The sequence below is a fragment of the Exiguobacterium sp. s145 genome, from assembly GCF_018618835.1.
Taxonomy (GTDB): Bacteria; Bacillota; Bacilli; order Exiguobacteriales; family Exiguobacteriaceae; genus Exiguobacterium_A; species Exiguobacterium_A artemiae.
Genome location: NZ_JACSMV010000001.1, coordinates 489,005 through 504,671 on the forward strand (window position 1 = coordinate 489,005; position 15,667 = coordinate 504,671).

Genomic DNA, 15,667 nt, shown 5'->3' on the forward strand with positions numbered 1-15,667 from the left:
TAGTGGTTTTTTTAAAATAGTTATTCAGGGGGAAAACGTTATGATGAAAAAACAACATCAATGGGATACGACCTGGCTTTTGTTTGCACGGATGATGGCGGATCGCCATTCAAAGTGTGCGTCAAAGTCCGTTGCTTGTGTCATCGTCAAAGATGAGAAACCGATATCGATTGGAATCAATGGAACACCGAGTCAGCACGTGAATTGTAATGAAATCTATTTAAAGCAGGACAACATCCTGTATAAAGCAGAATCTGAAGGAAAGACCGATGCCTTGTCAATCGTACATAACGGTCAAGTATTTTACCGCTGTAACAACCAAGAAGAACACCACGAATGGTCGAAGATGAACGAGATTCATGCTGAAATCAATGCACTCGGAAAACTTGCGGCCGACTCGACGAGCGCCCGCCATGCGACAGCCTATGTGACACACAGTCCCTGTCATGCCTGCAGCTTAGCCTTGATCGCCTCGAAGATCGATCGTGTCGTCTATTCAACAGGCTACGAATACGGGGATGGTTTGACACTGATGCGTCAAAGCGGGATCGAAGTTCTTCATCGTCCGTTAACAGAAGAATATTTTCTTGAAAGAATTTTCGATAAAGACTTGTAAACGCTTCCATTGCATTGTATTATGAAATTAAGCATTGCCATGGTAATTATTCACTCTTCCATTCGGGATAACTTCAGACGAAGTTATCCCACTTTTTTTTGAAAAATAAATTGACATATTTCCAATATTCTGCAATGATGTATATAGAATATGACGAAGCGGAATGCCGCATTTTCATTAGAAATGTCCATCAAGGAGCTGGAATGCCAGGTCGTTGAAAAAAAGTCCTGACTCATTTGAGTCAGGACTTTTTGTATGCTTAATGCAGGATGGCCCAGGAAGTTTGAAGGCGCTCAGCTCGAACACGTGCTTTTTTCGCCGTCGCGCCGGCTAACACGGTCATCAAACGTTGACAGAGAATGTCGGGTTGTGTTTGATGAAGAAACAGTTGCTGGATGAACCGTGAGAAAACGACATCGTTCGTTGCAAGTTGCCGTTTTAATGTCTCATGGGACATGCGATCGATTTCTACCGTATCAAAGCCGGCACCCGGATTAAATGACGAGACAATCAACAGCTTAACAGGGGTTGCTTCAAGTGATAAACCAAGTGCCTCCACTTGTTGGCATGCTAAGATCATTTCTTGATCAATGAGTTGATGTAATAAACAAGGATTTTTCAGAGCAAGCGGATCATAAACCGAAACGGCTTGACGAAGCTGTTCACGAGTGACAATAGTTTGTTCCGGTTCCAGTTCTGAAGCTTGAACGGTGTCATAACAAGTCGATAATGAAAAAATCATCCGGTAATCCTCCTTATCATGGATAATTTGTCTTCACTTGTCATTTTAAATCATAAATGAAGCGCTTACAATGAATGTTTTAGCATATGCAGGAATCAGGAAGATTTGTTATCATGAGAGGCAGAGTAAATGAGAGGAGTGTTGACGATGATTCGATTATTTAAAGCGATTCCCGAGCTTGAATTGCCGGTTTACAGCGGAGAAGATTATCCGGTCGACGGAACTGAGAAGACGACCGGCTTTCTGATCTCGAACCATGTTCCTGGAGAACAGGTGGAAGAAACCTTGCTTGTCGCATCAGCTGAAATTAAAACAAGTCAGACAGGTCGTGAATGGTTACAGTTCACCTTCAACTCTCCAAGTGGTTCCTGCAAAGGGAAACAATGGTTGAACCAGGGAACAGCAGAAGAGGTGATGCGTCCGTATCTTGAAACCGGAATCGTTCATGTCTCGGCCAAGGTAGATGAATATCCCGTTGATTCTGGAAACAAATCTTTAACGGTCCAGCGGGTGAAAGCCGTGCACGATCAATCGGGTACTGCCTATTTACCGCAAATGCCAGCAGGTGAATCCGCAAAAGACTACCGTGATCAATTGATCGGACTGATTGAGAAAATGGAGACACCACTCCGGCAAGTCGCACATCGTGTGGTATCGGCCTATTGGGACGATTTTTCGACTCGTCCGGCAGCCTTGTATCATCATCATGCCTATATCGGTGGATTGTTAAAGCATACGGCGTGTATGATGACGATTGGTTTTGGCATCTGTCAATCGGAACGGCCCGATTTGACGCTGTTACAATGTATTCAGGAAGCCGAAGCGGATCACAAAAATGATTTATTCCAAGCAGGTGAACGGGACATGCGCCAATTTGCCTGGGACGACAGCTTTGATGCGTTGTATCAGTCTGCACGTTCGATTGCCCTGTTAAACGAACGACCGCATCAGGATGAATTACTGTTGGGTATTTTATTGCACGATATCGGAAAAATCTTTGAATATACCCACCTTGGGGCAAGCGGTGACCGTTTTTCCCGTCTGGTACAAACGGAACCGGCCAGTGAAAAATTATCCGGGATCGCTCTAGATCCGAACGGTGTGTTGGTTGGTCATATGCCGTACGGTTGTTTTGTCCTGGAACAAGCACTACAAGCAGAAGCTGTCCGGCTTCCGGTTGATCAGTATCACCGGTTGATGCATATGATTTTATCCCATCATGGTAAAAAAGAGTGGGGCTCAAGCGTTACCCCGCAGACAACGGACGCCTGGTATTTGCACGCCATCGATTTACTCGATGCGCGAAAAGAAAAATGGCGCCAGTCGCAGTTAACATAAGGAGTGAACCTATGTCTGAACGTATTCAAACGACCCTCGTCACCGGCTTTTTAGGCGCAGGGAAAACGACATTATTAAACCGGATTGTTTCGAATCCGATTGAAAAAGTAGCACTACTCGTCAACGAAGTCGGTGCGGTAAACATTGATGAAGCCTTGATCGAGCGAAGTGACGAAGAAGTCATCGAACTGACGAACGGTTGCATTTGCTGCTCCATTCGCGGGGACTTACGGGAGGCGTTACTTCGGATTGCGAAAAAAAGACGGCATGGTGAAATGATTTTTGATCGTTTGATTGTGGAAACGACAGGGATTGCCGATCCGGGCCCAATCCTACAGACGTTCTATTTTGAACCGGTAGTCGAACAGCAGTATCAAATATCAAGTGTCATTACGGTCGTCGATGCTTATCAACTGGAGCGGCAGTTAACATTTGAAGAAAACGTCCGCCAAATCGGATTTGCTGATACTTTGTTGCTGAACAAAACCGATTTGATTTCGGTGAATGATGTGACGGTTGCCATTAAACGTTTATCCGAACTGAATCCAACGGCATTAATTTTGCCGACGGTCGAGTCTGACACGCCGATCGAACAGTTATTTGAAACGTTCCATTTTCCGAAACAGGAAGAAGAACGGTTGGCCCAACAAACGGATGGTTTGCAGAAGGCGGCTGATTCCTTTACCGCGTTAACGATTACAGAACCAGTCCCGTTGCATCGGCAACGTTTCGGTGCTGTCCTGCGAGAAATTCTTGAGGCGTATGCGGAAGATTTATACCGTTATAAAGGTATTCTTCATTTCTCGGATACGGATCGGAAGACCATTTTACAAGGAACGGGCATGATTTACGGAACGGCAACACGCGGTGAATTTGAAGGACCTAAACAAACAACGCTGGTCTTCATCGGAAAAAATCTAGATGAACAAGCGATTCGAAAAGGTGTAAAGGCGGCGAGAGAACATGGTTGAGTTGTATTTTGACGGAGCGGTCCGTCCCTCAAATGATGATGCGGCAGTCGGTATTTTCTGCAAAAACTCAGAAGGTCAGGTTATTGAACGGACATTTCGGATTACGGCTGAAAATAATCACGAAGCTGAATTCCAGGCATTTTTAAAAGCGGTCGAATTAGCCGAAGAATTAGTCACGCAAGGAGAAAGTGTGTTTTCTTTCCGGACGGATTCGGAAGCTGTTTCGTTGGCAGTCGAACGCGAGTTTGCCAAAAATAAGCGGATTCAGATTTATTTTGATCCGGCATTCGAACGGTTTTCCCGTTTACCGCTGGCATTCGTCAAATGGATTCCACGGTCGGAAAATAAAGCCGATCGAGTGGCAAAAGATGCTTTAAATGAACATTAATCAAAAAAACTGACCGGATCGCACAGATCCGGTCAGTTTTTTCATAGAGACGTCTCATCGACCGGATCTTCCAGTCGTTCGATTAAGATTTGATCGATCCGCCGACCATCCAAGTCAACGACTTCAAAACGATAACCGTCGCTTGTCACGTGACTTCCGCGAACCGGAAACTCGCCGAGCAGATATAAGACGAGCCCGGCGACGGTATGATAACTATTTTTTGCTTCGCCAGGTAAGTCTGTTTTAATACCGAGCACCCGTTTTAAATCATCGATATGCAGTAAGCCGTCTGCTAAATAAGACCCGTCCGTCCGCTGGACAAGTTCCGGTTCCTCTTCGACCGTCGAGATTTCACCGACAAATGCTTCCAAGATATCAAATAATGTAATCATTCCCAAAAAGCCGCCATATTCATCGAGCACAAAGGCAATGGAAACCGTTTCCTTGCGCATCCGTTCGAGCAGGACAGTTGCTTGCAACTGTTTCGGGACGATGAGCGGAGTGTGAATCATGGACTCGATGACAGCGATCGGCTGCTCGGAAGCTAGAATTTCCTTGGCATCGACGTATCCGACGAAGTGATCCAAATCACCGTGACCGACAGGAAGATTCCGGTGTTTTGCGCTTCGTAAATCAGCTAAAATCTCATCGGGAGAATCCGTCAAATCAATCCATTCCGTCACCGTACGCGGTTCCATCAATTCATACGCCAACTGATCGTGAAAAGCGAATACACGCGAGACTTGTTCTGCTTCTGACGTTGCGAACGTTCCTTCTTTTGTCCCGCGAATCAACAACTGTTTGACTTCATCTTCCGTCTCGTCTTCCGTTTGAAGCCGGTCAAGTCCGATCATCCGGAAAATAACGCTTGTTGACTTACTTAAGATGAAGATGAACGGCTTTAAGACACTTGAGAATATCCGCATCGGTTGTGCCAGAATCATCGTGACACGCTCCGGACTGACGAGGGCAATTCGTTTTGGGACCAGTTCACCGACGACAAGCGATAAATAAGTAATGATCGTGACGACGACGACATAGCCGATCGTACTGGCGTAAGGTGCCAGCCACTCAAAACCGGCGAGCCAGTCAATTAACGGAGCGGATAAAGCAGCACCGCCAAAGGCTCCGTTGATGATGCCAATCAAGGTAATGCCGACTTGAACCGTCGACAGCAAATCCGTCGGACGTTCCAAAAAGTCGAGGGCGACTTGAGCGGATTTTTTTCCATCGTCCGCATATTGTTGCAACTTGGATTTTTTGGAGGACAGTAAAGCCAGTTCCGTCATCGCAAAGATCCCATTCGCCAGAATTAAAAGTAAAACGATTGTTAAGTTAATCAACCACATCAAGCATTCACTCCTTTTCGATAACAAACTATTCCCCAAACCGGCCTCTATCATTCCCATTCGAGTCGGTTTCCGTTAAACTATTAATGTATCAGCAGATAAAGGGGGAAATGATTATGGAATACCGTTTAGAACATGACACGATGGGGGAAATTCGTGTCCCGGAAGCACAGGAATGGGGAGCACAAACACAACGCAGTCTGGAAAACTTTAAGATTGGCACGGAAAAGATGCCGATTGAAATCATTCGGGCATTCGCCGTTCTGAAAAAGGGCGCAGCACTAGCCAATCGTGATCTAGGGGTCTTGGATCAAGAAAAAGCGGAAGTGATTGCGGAAGTCTGTGACGAAATCATCGCCGGACAGTTCGATGCAGAATTTCCACTGGTCGTTTGGCAGACGGGTTCCGGTACACAATCGAACATGAACGTTAACGAAGTGGTTGCCCGGGTCGCAACACGGAAACTTGCCGAGCGGGGAAGTGACAAGGTCATCCATCCGAATGATGATGTCAATAAATCACAAAGTTCAAACGATACATATCCGACTGCGATGCATATTGCAGCGAAGACGATTGTCATCGATCAATTGTTGCCGGCAATCGATGCGATCCACGCAACGCTTGACGAGAAAGCCAAAGCCTTCTCAGACATCGTCAAAATCGGCCGGACCCATCTACAGGACGCCACACCGATTACACTGGGTCAGGAAATCAGCGGCTGGGTCCGTATGTTACAACTTTCGAAAAAAATGATTGAATTGACATTAGAACCGTTGACGGAACTGGCAATCGGCGGAACGGCTGTCGGTACCGGCATCAATGCCCATCCGGAATTCGGAGACCGGGCAGCTGAAAAAATGAGTGAAGAAACCGGAAAATCGTTTGTCAGCGCAGAAAATAAATTCCATGCCCTGACGAGCCATGATCAACTCGTCTTTTCCCATGGAGCCATCAAGGCACTCGCGATGGATGCGATGAAAATCGCCAATGACGTCCGCTGGCTCGCATCCGGTCCGCGTGCCGGAATCGGTGAGATTACGATTCCGGAAAATGAACCGGGAAGCTCCATCATGCCGGGAAAAGTTAATCCGACTCAAAGCGAGGCGTTGACGATGGTCGCTGCTCAAGTCCTTGGAAATGATGCGACAATCGGATTTGCTGCAAGTCAAGGGAACTTTGAACTCAATGTCTTTAAGCCGGTGATTATGTATAACTACATCCAGTCGGTTCGGTTATTGACGGATTCCCTTCAGTCGTTTAATGATCACTGTGCCATCGGAATCGAGCCGGAGCGGACTGTCATCGCTGAGAACGTCGAACGTTCCTTAATGCTTGTCACGGCACTCAATCCGCATATTGGGTATGAAAATGCAGCTCGGATTGCTAAAGCTGCGCACAAAGAGGGTACAACTTTAAAAGAGGCGGCACTTGCCACCGGTTTATTGACAGAAGAACAATACGATCAATGGATCGTTCCGGCGGACATGGTCCATCCGAACTTAAAAGCATAATCGAAAACGAGGGCCTTCCCTCGTTTTCTTTTCAGTCGAACGGATGATTTCGGCTGTATAGAAAGAGAGGGAAGACTCGTGGAAACAACCAAACAACAAATTGAAAAACAAATCGATCAGACGATTCTGATGGTCGAACGTTTACTCCGGATGGATACGGTTCCGAAATCGGAGTTGCTTGTTTTCGCACAATGGCTGAACCGATTCAGCGAATATGATCAAGCAAATTTCTTTGAGCGGCAGACAGCAGGCTGGGGAAGTGAATTGAACGGGGCAGCGGAAGAAGTCACGCATGAACAGATCGTGAAGCTGCTCGCACCGGTCATCGATCATTTGTCAGAACGGGGACGGAAGAAAGTCGTACGCAAGGAAATGATTCTTTCGGTCACGAAACGGTTTTTGGATAACATTCAATGGAAAAAAGCACTGGAGCATGAACGTTACATGACACGTTTTTTTGGTTCAATCGAAGATACACTGGAAGTCGGATACGATTTGCATGTCGATGCGATGCTGATTGATTACGAAATCATTCGCATGACAGAAGATACATTACTGAAGAAGCTGATTAGAAAATTGGAAACCGCGTTCATTCCGCTGATTTTGATTGGTCCGAATGACCCGACGGTCCGTCAGGTGTGTTATGCACTTGGAGCAGATGATTACTGGGATGAGACGGTAGGGATTGACGAACGTAAGATTCGCCTTCAACGGCTGCTACGGAAATTACGTGCCGTGTCTTCATCGATATTAGTTGATGAGTTAACGGGTGCCTTCAACCGGAAATACCTTCAAAATGCCTACCGGAGACGGACATCGCGGTTGGAACGCGATCATCAGCTGTTTGCTCTGGCCATTTTCGATTTAGACCACTTCAAACGAATTAATGATTTGCATGGACATCCAACAGGGGATCTTGTGTTGACCGAACTGGCAGCTTTGACGAAACAAGCTCTCCGACAAGACGACGAGTTGATCCGCTTCGGAGGCGAAGAATTTATGGTGCTGTTTAGTGCAGACAATTCGAAACATGCCGCAGAGATGATGGAAAGGGTTCGGTCACGAATTGAACGTCATACCTTTCCGAACGGGTTGAAAGTAACGGTTTCAATCGGATTAACGATCATCGATGATATTCTGATGGATTTAGAAGAGATGACGTCTGAAGCAGACGAAGCTCTCTATCAAGCCAAGCGAAACGGACGGAACCAGGTCATCCTGTACGCGACGGCAACTGCCAAGGAGAAGCTAGAGGTCGTCATTAAGGTCGAAAAGACGTTACTGCCATCTCTTTCACGGATTGAGCTACCGTTTCATCCGAAATACGATTTTAATCTTGTAGCTGACGATCAAAAAACAACCGGATCGATTCAGCTTTACGTGATGCCGCTCGAACGGCTGGCAACGTCAGATTTTAAGCTGGTTAAGCAGTGGAAGCAGGCGCGTGAGGCCTTCATTGACGTGATTGCGATTGCCGATGAAGAAAATCAACTGCTGGGACAGGCGCTGGAACGCGGCGTTACGGATTATTGTTTATCTCCGCTTGATCCACATCAGTTGGAAGAGCAGATTCGCCAATGGGTGATTCGCCTGCCTTAAAAAGACCGAATTAAAAAAGCATCCTGACTTCTTGGAAGTCGGGATGCTTTTTGCTTGAAACGTCAATCGAATGATGTTTATTCAGGAACACGATCAAATTGCTTAATCGTAAAAGCTTCTGCATGTTGCGTATCCACAGGGTGGTACGTCTCGGAGGAACAAACGAAATGATCGGGAAGAACGGGATAGTAAACATCCCCTTCGATGTGGGCATCGATTTCAGTCGCATAAATCCGCTCGATAAGAGGCAGTGTCTGCTGGAACAATTCGCCGCCGCCAATTAAAAAGACTTCCTCGTCCGACTCCGCGTAATCCGCCAGTCTGTCTAAGTCATGCCAGATGGTGATGCCTTCCGCATGAAAGTCCGGATCACGTGTGATGACGATATTCTCGCGTCCCGGTAATGGGCGTCCGATTGAGAGGAAGGTTTTTCGACCCATGATGACCGGTTTGCCGTAAGTCGTTTTCTTGAAATGGGCTAAATCAGCCGGCAAGTGCCAAGGCATCTCGTTATCCCGTCCAATGACCCGGTTTTTTGTATAGGCAACGATATGCGAAATCATACGGCGACGACTCCTTTAATATGCGGATCAGGGTCGTAGCCTTCGATGATGATATCGTCAAACGTAAAGTCTTCAATGCGCTCGACTTCACGGGCAAATCGAATCGTCGGCAAAGGTTTCGGATTCCGGCTCAACTGGAGATTCACTTGATCCAGATGGTTCGAATAAATATGGGCATCTCCTAAAGTATGAACAAAATCGCCGACTTCAAGTTTACAGACATGAGCAATCATGTGCGTCAACAAAGCATAGGAAGCAATATTGAACGGGACTCCAAGGAAGACGTCCGCCGACCGCTGATAGAGCTGACAAGACAGTTTTCCGTCTGCTACGTAAAACTGGAACAACAAATGGCAGGGCGGTAAGGCCATCTCCTCCAGTTGTCCGGGATTCCAGGCACTGACAATCAAACGACGGGAGTCCGGATTGACTTTGATCTGTTCAATCACATCCGCTAATTGATCGACGGTCGTTCCATCCGGTTTCGGAAAAGAACGCCACTGGGCACCATAAACCGGTCCGAGATTACCGTTTTTGTCCGCCCACTCGTTCCAAATACGGACACCGTTCTCTTGTAAATAAGAGATGTTCGTTTCACCGGAGATAAACCAGATCAATTCATGAATGATCGACTTCATATGTAACTTTTTTGTCGTCACCATCGGAAAACCATCCTGCAACGAGAACCGCATTTGATGACCAAAAATACTGATGGTTCCGGTTCCCGTCCGATCTTCTTTTTTTACGCCGTTCGTTAAAATTTCCTGACAAAGTTGATGATACTGTTTCATGAATAATGTCCCCCTATGAAAGCTATCTTCCTATTGTAGCCGAATCCGTTCGGTCGAATCAACCGTTGGAGGAAGTCGGAAGATGACGGCGGAACAGATAACTGAACAGTCCGAACAACGGCACGAGGTCCCGCCAACCGAGCCGAGTATTCTGGCGCGCCCGAATACGGTGTAACATAAACAGCTGTAAAATATAAAACATCACCAAATCGACAGTCATCGTCCGAACGAATTGATTTGTCATGAAATAGACTTGGAAAATAGACCAGTCTGAACGTGCTAAAGCTAACCAGATGATGACGGCTGAAAGAACAGCCAGCAGTGCGACAACGTAAGGGATGAACTTCCGACGTCGAAACGGCAAAAACGTTTGACGCGGGATGGCGAGTGCTAGATACGGCATGAGGATAAATGATCCTAACGCAAAGGCGCCAAAACTTGCTAACATCGGGGAAGGTTTCAAGAAGCGTTTTTCATCTAAAAAGAGCATGAAAAAGGCTGCTGGATAGATACCAAGTAATGTGAATAAACTGAGTGCAGACGTATCAAACTGGCTTTGATCAAACCGTAAAAAGGATAGGAGAAAACCGGAAGGAAAGACTCTGTTATTCCCAAACAGTAAGATGAAGACAATGGCGATAGCCCAAACTAGAAACAATAAGTAACGACGATACATGTTGGTACGCCTCCTCTCTTAAATCATTTTCCTCAATCGGAAAAATTCAAACGTGAAACGATAGGTTCAGTATACCTGATTCCGTACAAGGGAATCTTCTTGTCCTGGTTACAAGATTCGTGATACGCTAACGATGAAATAAATGGAAGCGCTTTTATTAAATGCGCAATCGATTGCGCAAATTGTTCACAAGAGGAGTCGATCAATCACATGGAACGTAAATGGTGGCACGACAGTGTAGTCTATCAAATTTATCCGCGGAGTTTCAATGATTCAAACGGAGATGGAATCGGGGATCTCGTCGGTATCATCGAAAAACTGGATTACTTAAAAGAACTTGGAATTGATGTCATTTGGCTGAGTCCCGTCTATGACTCACCAAATGATGACAACGGATATGATATTCGGGATTATGAGGCCATCATGAGCGAATTCGGAACGATGGCGGACTTTGATCTTCTGCTCGATCAGGCGCATGAGCGGGGAATTAAAATCGTAATGGATTTGGTCATCAACCATTCGTCGGACGAGCACGCCTGGTTTGCAGAGTCACGAAAGAGTAAGGACAATCCATACCGGGACTATTACATTTGGAGAAGCGCCAATGAAGACGGGACGCTCCCGAACAACTGGGGCTCGATTTTTTCCGGACCGGCTTGGGAACTGGATGAGGCGACAAACGAATATTACTTGCACCTGTTTTCTAAAAAGCAACCTGATCTGAACTGGGAAAACGAAAAGTTGCGTCAAGAAGTCTATCAGATGATTACGCGCTGGTTGGATCGCGGGATTGACGGCTTCCGAATGGACGTCATCAACTTAATTTCGAAGACACCCGGTCTTCCGGATGCGACGGTTCCTCCCGGTGCTCTATACGGGGACGGCGGACAACATTATATTAACGGACCAAGAATTCATGAGTTTTTAAAAGAAATGAATGACGCTTCTTTCGGTAATTACGATGTCTTGACGGTTGGTGAAATGCCGGGGGCGACGACTGACGACGCCATTCTTTATACAGATCCGGAACGCAAAGAAGTCAACATGGTCTTTACGTTCGAACATATGGACTTGGATTCCGGTCCGGGCGGAAAATGGGATGTAAAACCCTTTGACCTTCAGAAACTGAAAGAAAACTTCACGAAGTGGCAAGTCGCCTTACACGAAAAAGGGTGGAACTCGCTGTACTGGAATAATCACGACCAACCACGCGTTGTCAACCGATTCGGAAATGATACGACGTATCGCGTCGAATCCGCTAAAATGTTAGCGACCTTACTCCACTTGTTAAAAGGAACTCCCTACATTTATCAAGGGGAAGAAATCGGCATGACGAACGTTGCCTTTGAATCGATTGAGGACTATGAGGATATCGAAATCCGTAATATGTGGAAAGAACGGACCGAGCAAGGGGCTTCACCGGCAGAGTTATTGCGTGCTGTCCATGTGAAGGGACGGGACAATGCCCGGACACCAATTCAATGGGATGCGACGGAGCATGCCGGATTTACGACGGGTACACCCTGGTTAAAAGTTAATCCGAACTATCCGACCATCAATGTCGAACAGGCCTTGGAGGATCCGGATTCCATCTTCTATTACTACAAACAGCTGATTGCGTTACGTCATCAGCACGATGTAATCGTATACGGTGAATATGCCTTGATTTTAGAAGAGGAAACGGACATCTATGCGTACACAAGAACATATGAAAATGAAACATGGTACATTTACTGCTCCTTCAGTCAGGAAGAAGTAACGGTTCCGCTGTCTCACGATACTTCTGATCCGGTCATCGGAAATTACAGTGAATCACCGGCAGGATCAAAAGAAGAATTGGTTCTTCGACCGTATGAAGCAATCGTCTACCGGACGACGCGGTAAAAATGAAATGCAAGTACTAAAAATCAGGGTGACGGACATTATGTCCGTCACCCTGATTTTTAATCGTTGAAGGCCGTTCTTTCTCAAAAGAGAGAACAGATCCTTCTCGTTCTAAGTAAAACACGAGTCATTCAAGACGTCGTTTTGACGAATTGTTGATCATATCGATAATCTGTTGTTGTTCCTCTTTCATCGTTTCGAGCAGTATGCCGTACAAACGTTGGTCATCAAGCCATTTTTCATGTAAGATTCGTCCGTTCAGCTTCAAAGGTTCAAGGCCGGGTAAAAGAGAAAATTCAACGACGATTGACATCGAACGATCAATCGGCAGTTTCAGTGGTGTTGCAATCGCCATACCACTCGGGGAGAGATTATGAATTTTCATCGATCCGACCGGTGTCCGCCGTCCCTCTTTGACGAGATAGAATTCACCGGAAACCGGTTGATCAAATTGATACCGGAACGATTCGTTGCGTTTGATTTTCAAATGAACACCTCCTGATTCCCATTATCCGTTAAAAAAGAACAATCTTCTAGCGAAATGTAGAAAATCAGGAAGGTGTTTGCATTATGCGGCCAAATCTTTCGAAGGAGCAGTCGGATGAATCCGTTTGGCAATATACATGAAGGGAGTCGCGACCCAGGCAATGACGAATTTAGCGAGATAAGTGGTGATGAAAATCTGCCACCAGATATCAAACGGTAAATTGTGAAAGGCGATCGCACAAAACGTCAATGTATCAATTAATTGACTGAGGACGGTCGAACCGGTTGTACGTAACCAAAGTTTCTTTTCCCCCGTCTTCTGACGGATTTTCGAATAGATAAAGACATCAAACAATTGTGAGACAAGGTAGGCAGACAAACTGCCGAGCGCAATCCAAGGAAGTAACCCGAATAGAAGGTTCAATGAGTTTGACATGTCTTTTGCGAGTGTGTCATTGAGCGGCGTATACAGTAAACTGTATTGCATCAATAACGTTGTCGTAATCAATGAGAAAAAGCCCATATAGACGCCTTGACGCGCGACTTTCTTCCCGTACTTTTCATTTAAGATGTCGGTCGCCAAGTAACAGCTTCCGTACACGACGTTACCTAATGTGAAAATATAAGAATAAAGTTCGACTTGTTGTGTGACTTGGATATTGGCAATGATCGTTGCGATGGCAATCCACATCATCAGACCGGTTTTGCCAAACAGACGATAACTGAGTAATAATAATCCCATCGTAATTAAAATGGAAGGAAACCATAACCATTCGTTCATGTGAGAACTCCTTTCTGAATCATACAAACCAAAATTCTACGCTGTTTTTGATTTGATGTCAAAAAAAACCGACGCCGGATTGCGTCGGTCGAATTTCAAGGGCGTTGTAGGGCGTAACGTTTACGGCGACCCTTACTGAAGTAATCGTCCTGTTTGACGAATCCGTTCGTCTTCAAAATCTGAGAAGCGATCTCTTGATGGGGAGAGGTCGGCAGGATACGGGCACGCACTTCGTAAAGAGCCAATACGTTTGACTGCTCGAGTGCCTGTTTTACCGCCTTTGTTCCAAAACCTTGTCTACTGTAAGGATCGAATACCATCAAATCAAGTTGGAAATAATGCCCCATCTTTAATAAGAGTACGCGACCGATCAACTGTTCGTCGACGAGAATATCATAGTAGAAATCTTCGGCATAACTGTGTTCGACAGAATCGAAGGCACGTTCGGTTCCTAGCTCATGGTCGTATCCTTGAATTTCCTGACGAGATAATCCGTAAGCCTGTTCGCCGTACTTTAAAAAATGTTCGAATTCAGTCTGATCTACATGACGTAGTGTTCGACGTTTTAAATCCATGACGGTGTCCTCCTCTGATCGCATTTCACTCTGCTCATTTATTATAGCGACTTGAGGAAACAAATTGCAAAAGATAGCCGGAAGGAATCACGCACCCGGAAGAAACCGGGAAGAGCGAAAAAGCAAGTTGTAAACGGATTGTGATTGTTTCATTTCATGATGAATATGGTAAAGTAATGATGTAGACAACTGTATGCTGGAAGGGGTTGGAAAATGTGTTTACAGAACGCGATGGAATCAAATTACGCTTAGAACAAATCGAACGCTTATATTCTGATTTGAATCGGGAAGCGAAACAATTGACGGAGCGGTTACGCCAACTTGACGAACAAGGGGACGAAGTCCGTCACGATCTTGCCTTAAATAAAGAAGATCGCGATCATTTGAAATCAAGTATTGACGAGACGTTGCAGGCGTTATTACAACGGACGACTGTCGATGCTAAAGTCGAACAAGAAAAACAAGAAGATTTGATTTCTAAAAAAGCACTCATCGAAGACATCGAAGGGTTATTGAAGAAAAAGAAATAAGCTGGCGCAGGCTAGCTTATTTTTTTCTGGGAGTGAAACGGATTGGATAAACAAAAAGTGATCTTGACGACATGCTTAAGACCGACAGAGGATGTGAAGATCAGAAGACAACAACTTTTTGAAACAGAACAAAACATCGACTTTGCTGTCGTAGAACGAAAAAAAATGAGTCTGCCGGCACTTCACGAGCAACATCAGCTACCCGTTCTTGTCGTGGATAAAAACCGGTTGGAGTACTATCCGTCAGGAACGGACAGTTCCTTTTTCTTTCATCCGTCCAGTGCGGTTTTTCGGATCAAACAATTCGACCGCGACGGTCATGACCCCTTGATTGCGATTGCCCGATTGCAAGAGGGGATGACAGTCCTTGATTGTACGTTAGGTTTAGGAGCGGATGCAATCATCATGAGTCATGCGGTCGGCCGGTCAGGTCAGGTCACCGGTATAGAGAGTAATCCGGTCACGGCACTGATCGTCCGGGAAGGGTTGCGGCAGTGGATTGAAGGATATTCGCCAATCGTTGAGGCGATGCGTCGGATTAACGTTCAACTGACGGAACACTTCACATACCTCAAACAATGCACGAGTAATTCGGTGGATGTGATTTATTTTGATCCGATGTTTGAAAAAACGATTTCGGAATCCACACATCTAGACGGATTACGGCAATTGGCAAACTATGAACCGTTGACAGAACATGTGTTAGCTGAAGCGAAGCGTGTCGCGCGACAAAGAATCGTCTTAAAAGCTCATTTTGAGAGTGATCTCTTTGAACGGTACGGATTTGAGCGTACGAAACGAAAGTCATCCAAGCTGCACTATGGTGTTCTTGAATTATGACAGCAAGAAACCCCTCTGAGTCAGACT

17 protein-coding genes are annotated in these 15,667 nt (G+C 45.7%); 9 read left to right on the forward strand and 8 right to left on the reverse strand.

The features are described 5' to 3' along the window. Nucleotides 1-43: 43 nt before the first annotated feature. Complete coding sequence (locus KNQ07_RS02455; protein WP_214764736.1) at nt 44-616, forward strand: deoxycytidylate deaminase; 573 nt, start codon at nt 44-46, stop codon at nt 614-616. Between the two features lie 259 nt (nt 617-875). On the opposite strand, the gene KNQ07_RS02460 is transcribed toward KNQ07_RS02455, so the two are convergent. Beyond that, nucleotides 876-1,358, reverse strand: a complete 483-nt coding sequence (locus KNQ07_RS02460; protein WP_214764457.1) for a hypothetical protein — start codon at nt 1,356-1,358, stop codon at nt 876-878. 147 nt (nt 1,359-1,505) lie between these two features. Here KNQ07_RS02460 and KNQ07_RS02465 point away from each other — a divergent pair, with 147 nt between their 5' ends. Genes KNQ07_RS02465 through KNQ07_RS02475 form a run of 3 tightly spaced genes read left to right on the forward strand, consistent with a single transcriptional unit; the run spans nt 1,506 to nt 4,055 of the window. Next, the gene (locus KNQ07_RS02465) at nt 1,506-2,696 is read left to right on the forward strand and encodes an HD domain-containing protein (RefSeq protein ID WP_214764464.1); all 1,191 of its coding nucleotides are present in this window, start codon (nt 1,506-1,508) and stop codon (nt 2,694-2,696) included. A gap of 11 nt (nt 2,697-2,707) precedes the next feature. Continuing rightward, entirely contained in the window at nt 2,708-3,667 is a 960-nt protein-coding gene (locus KNQ07_RS02470) for a CobW family GTP-binding protein (RefSeq protein ID WP_214764479.1), read from the forward strand. Further along, nucleotides 3,660-4,055, forward strand: a complete 396-nt coding sequence (locus tag KNQ07_RS02475) for a ribonuclease HI family protein (protein WP_214764487.1) — start codon at nt 3,660-3,662, stop codon at nt 4,053-4,055. The genes KNQ07_RS02470 and KNQ07_RS02475 overlap by 8 nt, the downstream gene beginning before the upstream one ends. Nucleotides 4,056-4,096: 41 nt before the next feature. Here KNQ07_RS02475 and KNQ07_RS02480 read toward each other — a convergent pair whose 3' ends face one another. Beyond that, the gene (locus tag KNQ07_RS02480; RefSeq protein ID WP_214764493.1) at nt 4,097-5,404 is read right to left on the reverse strand and encodes a hemolysin family protein; all 1,308 of its coding nucleotides are present in this window, start codon (nt 5,402-5,404) and stop codon (nt 4,097-4,099) included. Nucleotides 5,405-5,520: 116 nt separating this feature from the next. On the opposite strand from KNQ07_RS02480, the gene fumC reads away from it, so the two are divergent. After that, a complete protein-coding gene (gene fumC, locus KNQ07_RS02485) occupies nt 5,521-6,915 on the forward strand; it encodes a class II fumarate hydratase (RefSeq protein WP_012370614.1) in 1,395 nt (464 codons plus the stop codon). 78 nt (nt 6,916-6,993) lie between these two features. Next, on the forward strand, nt 6,994-8,514 hold the full coding sequence (locus KNQ07_RS02490; RefSeq protein WP_214764501.1) for a diguanylate cyclase: 1,521 nt from the start codon (nt 6,994-6,996) through the stop codon (nt 8,512-8,514). A gap of 77 nt (nt 8,515-8,591) precedes the next feature. Here KNQ07_RS02490 and KNQ07_RS02495 read toward each other — a convergent pair whose 3' ends face one another. The 3 genes from KNQ07_RS02495 to KNQ07_RS02505 are packed head-to-tail and all read right to left on the reverse strand — an operon-like array spanning nt 8,592 to nt 10,544. Next, nucleotides 8,592-9,077: a dihydrofolate reductase gene (locus KNQ07_RS02495; protein ID WP_012370612.1), complete on the reverse strand. Its 486-nt coding sequence runs from the start codon at nt 9,075-9,077 to the stop codon at nt 8,592-8,594. Beyond that, nucleotides 9,074-9,868, reverse strand: coding sequence for a thymidylate synthase (locus KNQ07_RS02500; RefSeq protein ID WP_214764508.1), 795 nt, complete (start codon nt 9,866-9,868; stop codon nt 9,074-9,076). The genes KNQ07_RS02495 and KNQ07_RS02500 overlap by 4 nt, the downstream gene beginning before the upstream one ends. 58 nt (nt 9,869-9,926) lie before the next feature. After that, on the reverse strand, nt 9,927-10,544 hold the full coding sequence (locus KNQ07_RS02505; protein WP_214764515.1) for a hypothetical protein: 618 nt from the start codon (nt 10,542-10,544) through the stop codon (nt 9,927-9,929). Nucleotides 10,545-10,754: 210 nt separating this feature from the next. Here KNQ07_RS02505 and KNQ07_RS02510 point away from each other — a divergent pair, with 210 nt between their 5' ends. After that, entirely contained in the window at nt 10,755-12,428 is a 1,674-nt protein-coding gene (locus KNQ07_RS02510) for a glycoside hydrolase family 13 protein (RefSeq protein ID WP_214764523.1), read from the forward strand. 127 nt (nt 12,429-12,555) lie between these two features. Here the strand turns inward: KNQ07_RS02510 and KNQ07_RS02515 are convergent, their stop codons facing one another. The 3 genes from KNQ07_RS02515 to KNQ07_RS02525 all read right to left on the reverse strand — a co-directional run bounded on the left by KNQ07_RS02515 (nt 12,556) and on the right by KNQ07_RS02525 (nt 14,270). After that, a complete protein-coding gene (locus tag KNQ07_RS02515; protein WP_214764530.1) occupies nt 12,556-12,915 on the reverse strand; it encodes a PilZ domain-containing protein in 360 nt (119 codons plus the stop codon). Between the two features lie 81 nt (nt 12,916-12,996). Further along, nucleotides 12,997-13,695: a queuosine precursor transporter gene (locus KNQ07_RS02520; protein ID WP_012370607.1), complete on the reverse strand. Its 699-nt coding sequence runs from the start codon at nt 13,693-13,695 to the stop codon at nt 12,997-12,999. A gap of 95 nt (nt 13,696-13,790) precedes the next feature. Beyond that, nucleotides 13,791-14,270 carry a GNAT family N-acetyltransferase gene (locus KNQ07_RS02525; RefSeq protein ID WP_012370606.1) on the reverse strand — a complete coding sequence of 160 codons (480 nt, stop codon included), beginning with the start codon at nt 14,268-14,270 and terminating at the stop codon, nt 13,791-13,793. A gap of 215 nt (nt 14,271-14,485) precedes the next feature. Between KNQ07_RS02525 and KNQ07_RS02530 the strand changes: the two genes are divergently transcribed. After that, the gene (locus KNQ07_RS02530) at nt 14,486-14,800 is read left to right on the forward strand and encodes a hypothetical protein (RefSeq protein ID WP_012370605.1); all 315 of its coding nucleotides are present in this window, start codon (nt 14,486-14,488) and stop codon (nt 14,798-14,800) included. 57 nt (nt 14,801-14,857) lie between these two features. Further along, nucleotides 14,858-15,640 carry a class I SAM-dependent methyltransferase gene (locus KNQ07_RS02535; RefSeq protein ID WP_041261962.1) on the forward strand — a complete coding sequence of 261 codons (783 nt, stop codon included), beginning with the start codon at nt 14,858-14,860 and terminating at the stop codon, nt 15,638-15,640. Nucleotides 15,641-15,667 lie beyond the last annotated feature (27 nt).

What these genes read in the sequence shown, in the direction of transcription:
- fumC (WP_012370614.1), top strand. Translation starts at nt 5,521, where the DNA reads ATGGAATACCGTTTAGAACATGACACGATGGGGGAAATTCGTGTCCCG.
- KNQ07_RS02475 (WP_214764487.1), top strand. Translation starts at nt 3,660, where the DNA reads ATGGTTGAGTTGTATTTTGACGGAGCGGTCCGTCCCTCAAATGATGAT.
- KNQ07_RS02460 (WP_214764457.1), bottom strand. Translation starts at nt 1,358, where the DNA reads ATGATTTTTTCATTATCGACTTGTTATGACACCGTTCAAGCTTCAGAA.
- KNQ07_RS02500 (WP_214764508.1), bottom strand. Translation starts at nt 9,868, where the DNA reads ATGAAACAGTATCATCAACTTTGTCAGGAAATTTTAACGAACGGCGTA.
- KNQ07_RS02470 (WP_214764479.1), top strand. Translation starts at nt 2,708, where the DNA reads ATGTCTGAACGTATTCAAACGACCCTCGTCACCGGCTTTTTAGGCGCA.
- KNQ07_RS02510 (WP_214764523.1), top strand. Translation starts at nt 10,755, where the DNA reads ATGGAACGTAAATGGTGGCACGACAGTGTAGTCTATCAAATTTATCCG.
- KNQ07_RS02465 (WP_214764464.1), top strand. Translation starts at nt 1,506, where the DNA reads ATGATTCGATTATTTAAAGCGATTCCCGAGCTTGAATTGCCGGTTTAC.
- KNQ07_RS02520 (WP_012370607.1), bottom strand. Translation starts at nt 13,695, where the DNA reads ATGAACGAATGGTTATGGTTTCCTTCCATTTTAATTACGATGGGATTA.
- KNQ07_RS02480 (WP_214764493.1), bottom strand. Translation starts at nt 5,404, where the DNA reads ATGTGGTTGATTAACTTAACAATCGTTTTACTTTTAATTCTGGCGAAT.
- KNQ07_RS02505 (WP_214764515.1), bottom strand. Translation starts at nt 10,544, where the DNA reads ATGTATCGTCGTTACTTATTGTTTCTAGTTTGGGCTATCGCCATTGTC.
- KNQ07_RS02455 (WP_214764736.1), top strand. Translation starts at nt 44, where the DNA reads ATGAAAAAACAACATCAATGGGATACGACCTGGCTTTTGTTTGCACGG.
- KNQ07_RS02525 (WP_012370606.1), bottom strand. Translation starts at nt 14,270, where the DNA reads ATGGATTTAAAACGTCGAACACTACGTCATGTAGATCAGACTGAATTC.
- KNQ07_RS02495 (WP_012370612.1), bottom strand. Translation starts at nt 9,077, where the DNA reads ATGATTTCGCATATCGTTGCCTATACAAAAAACCGGGTCATTGGACGG.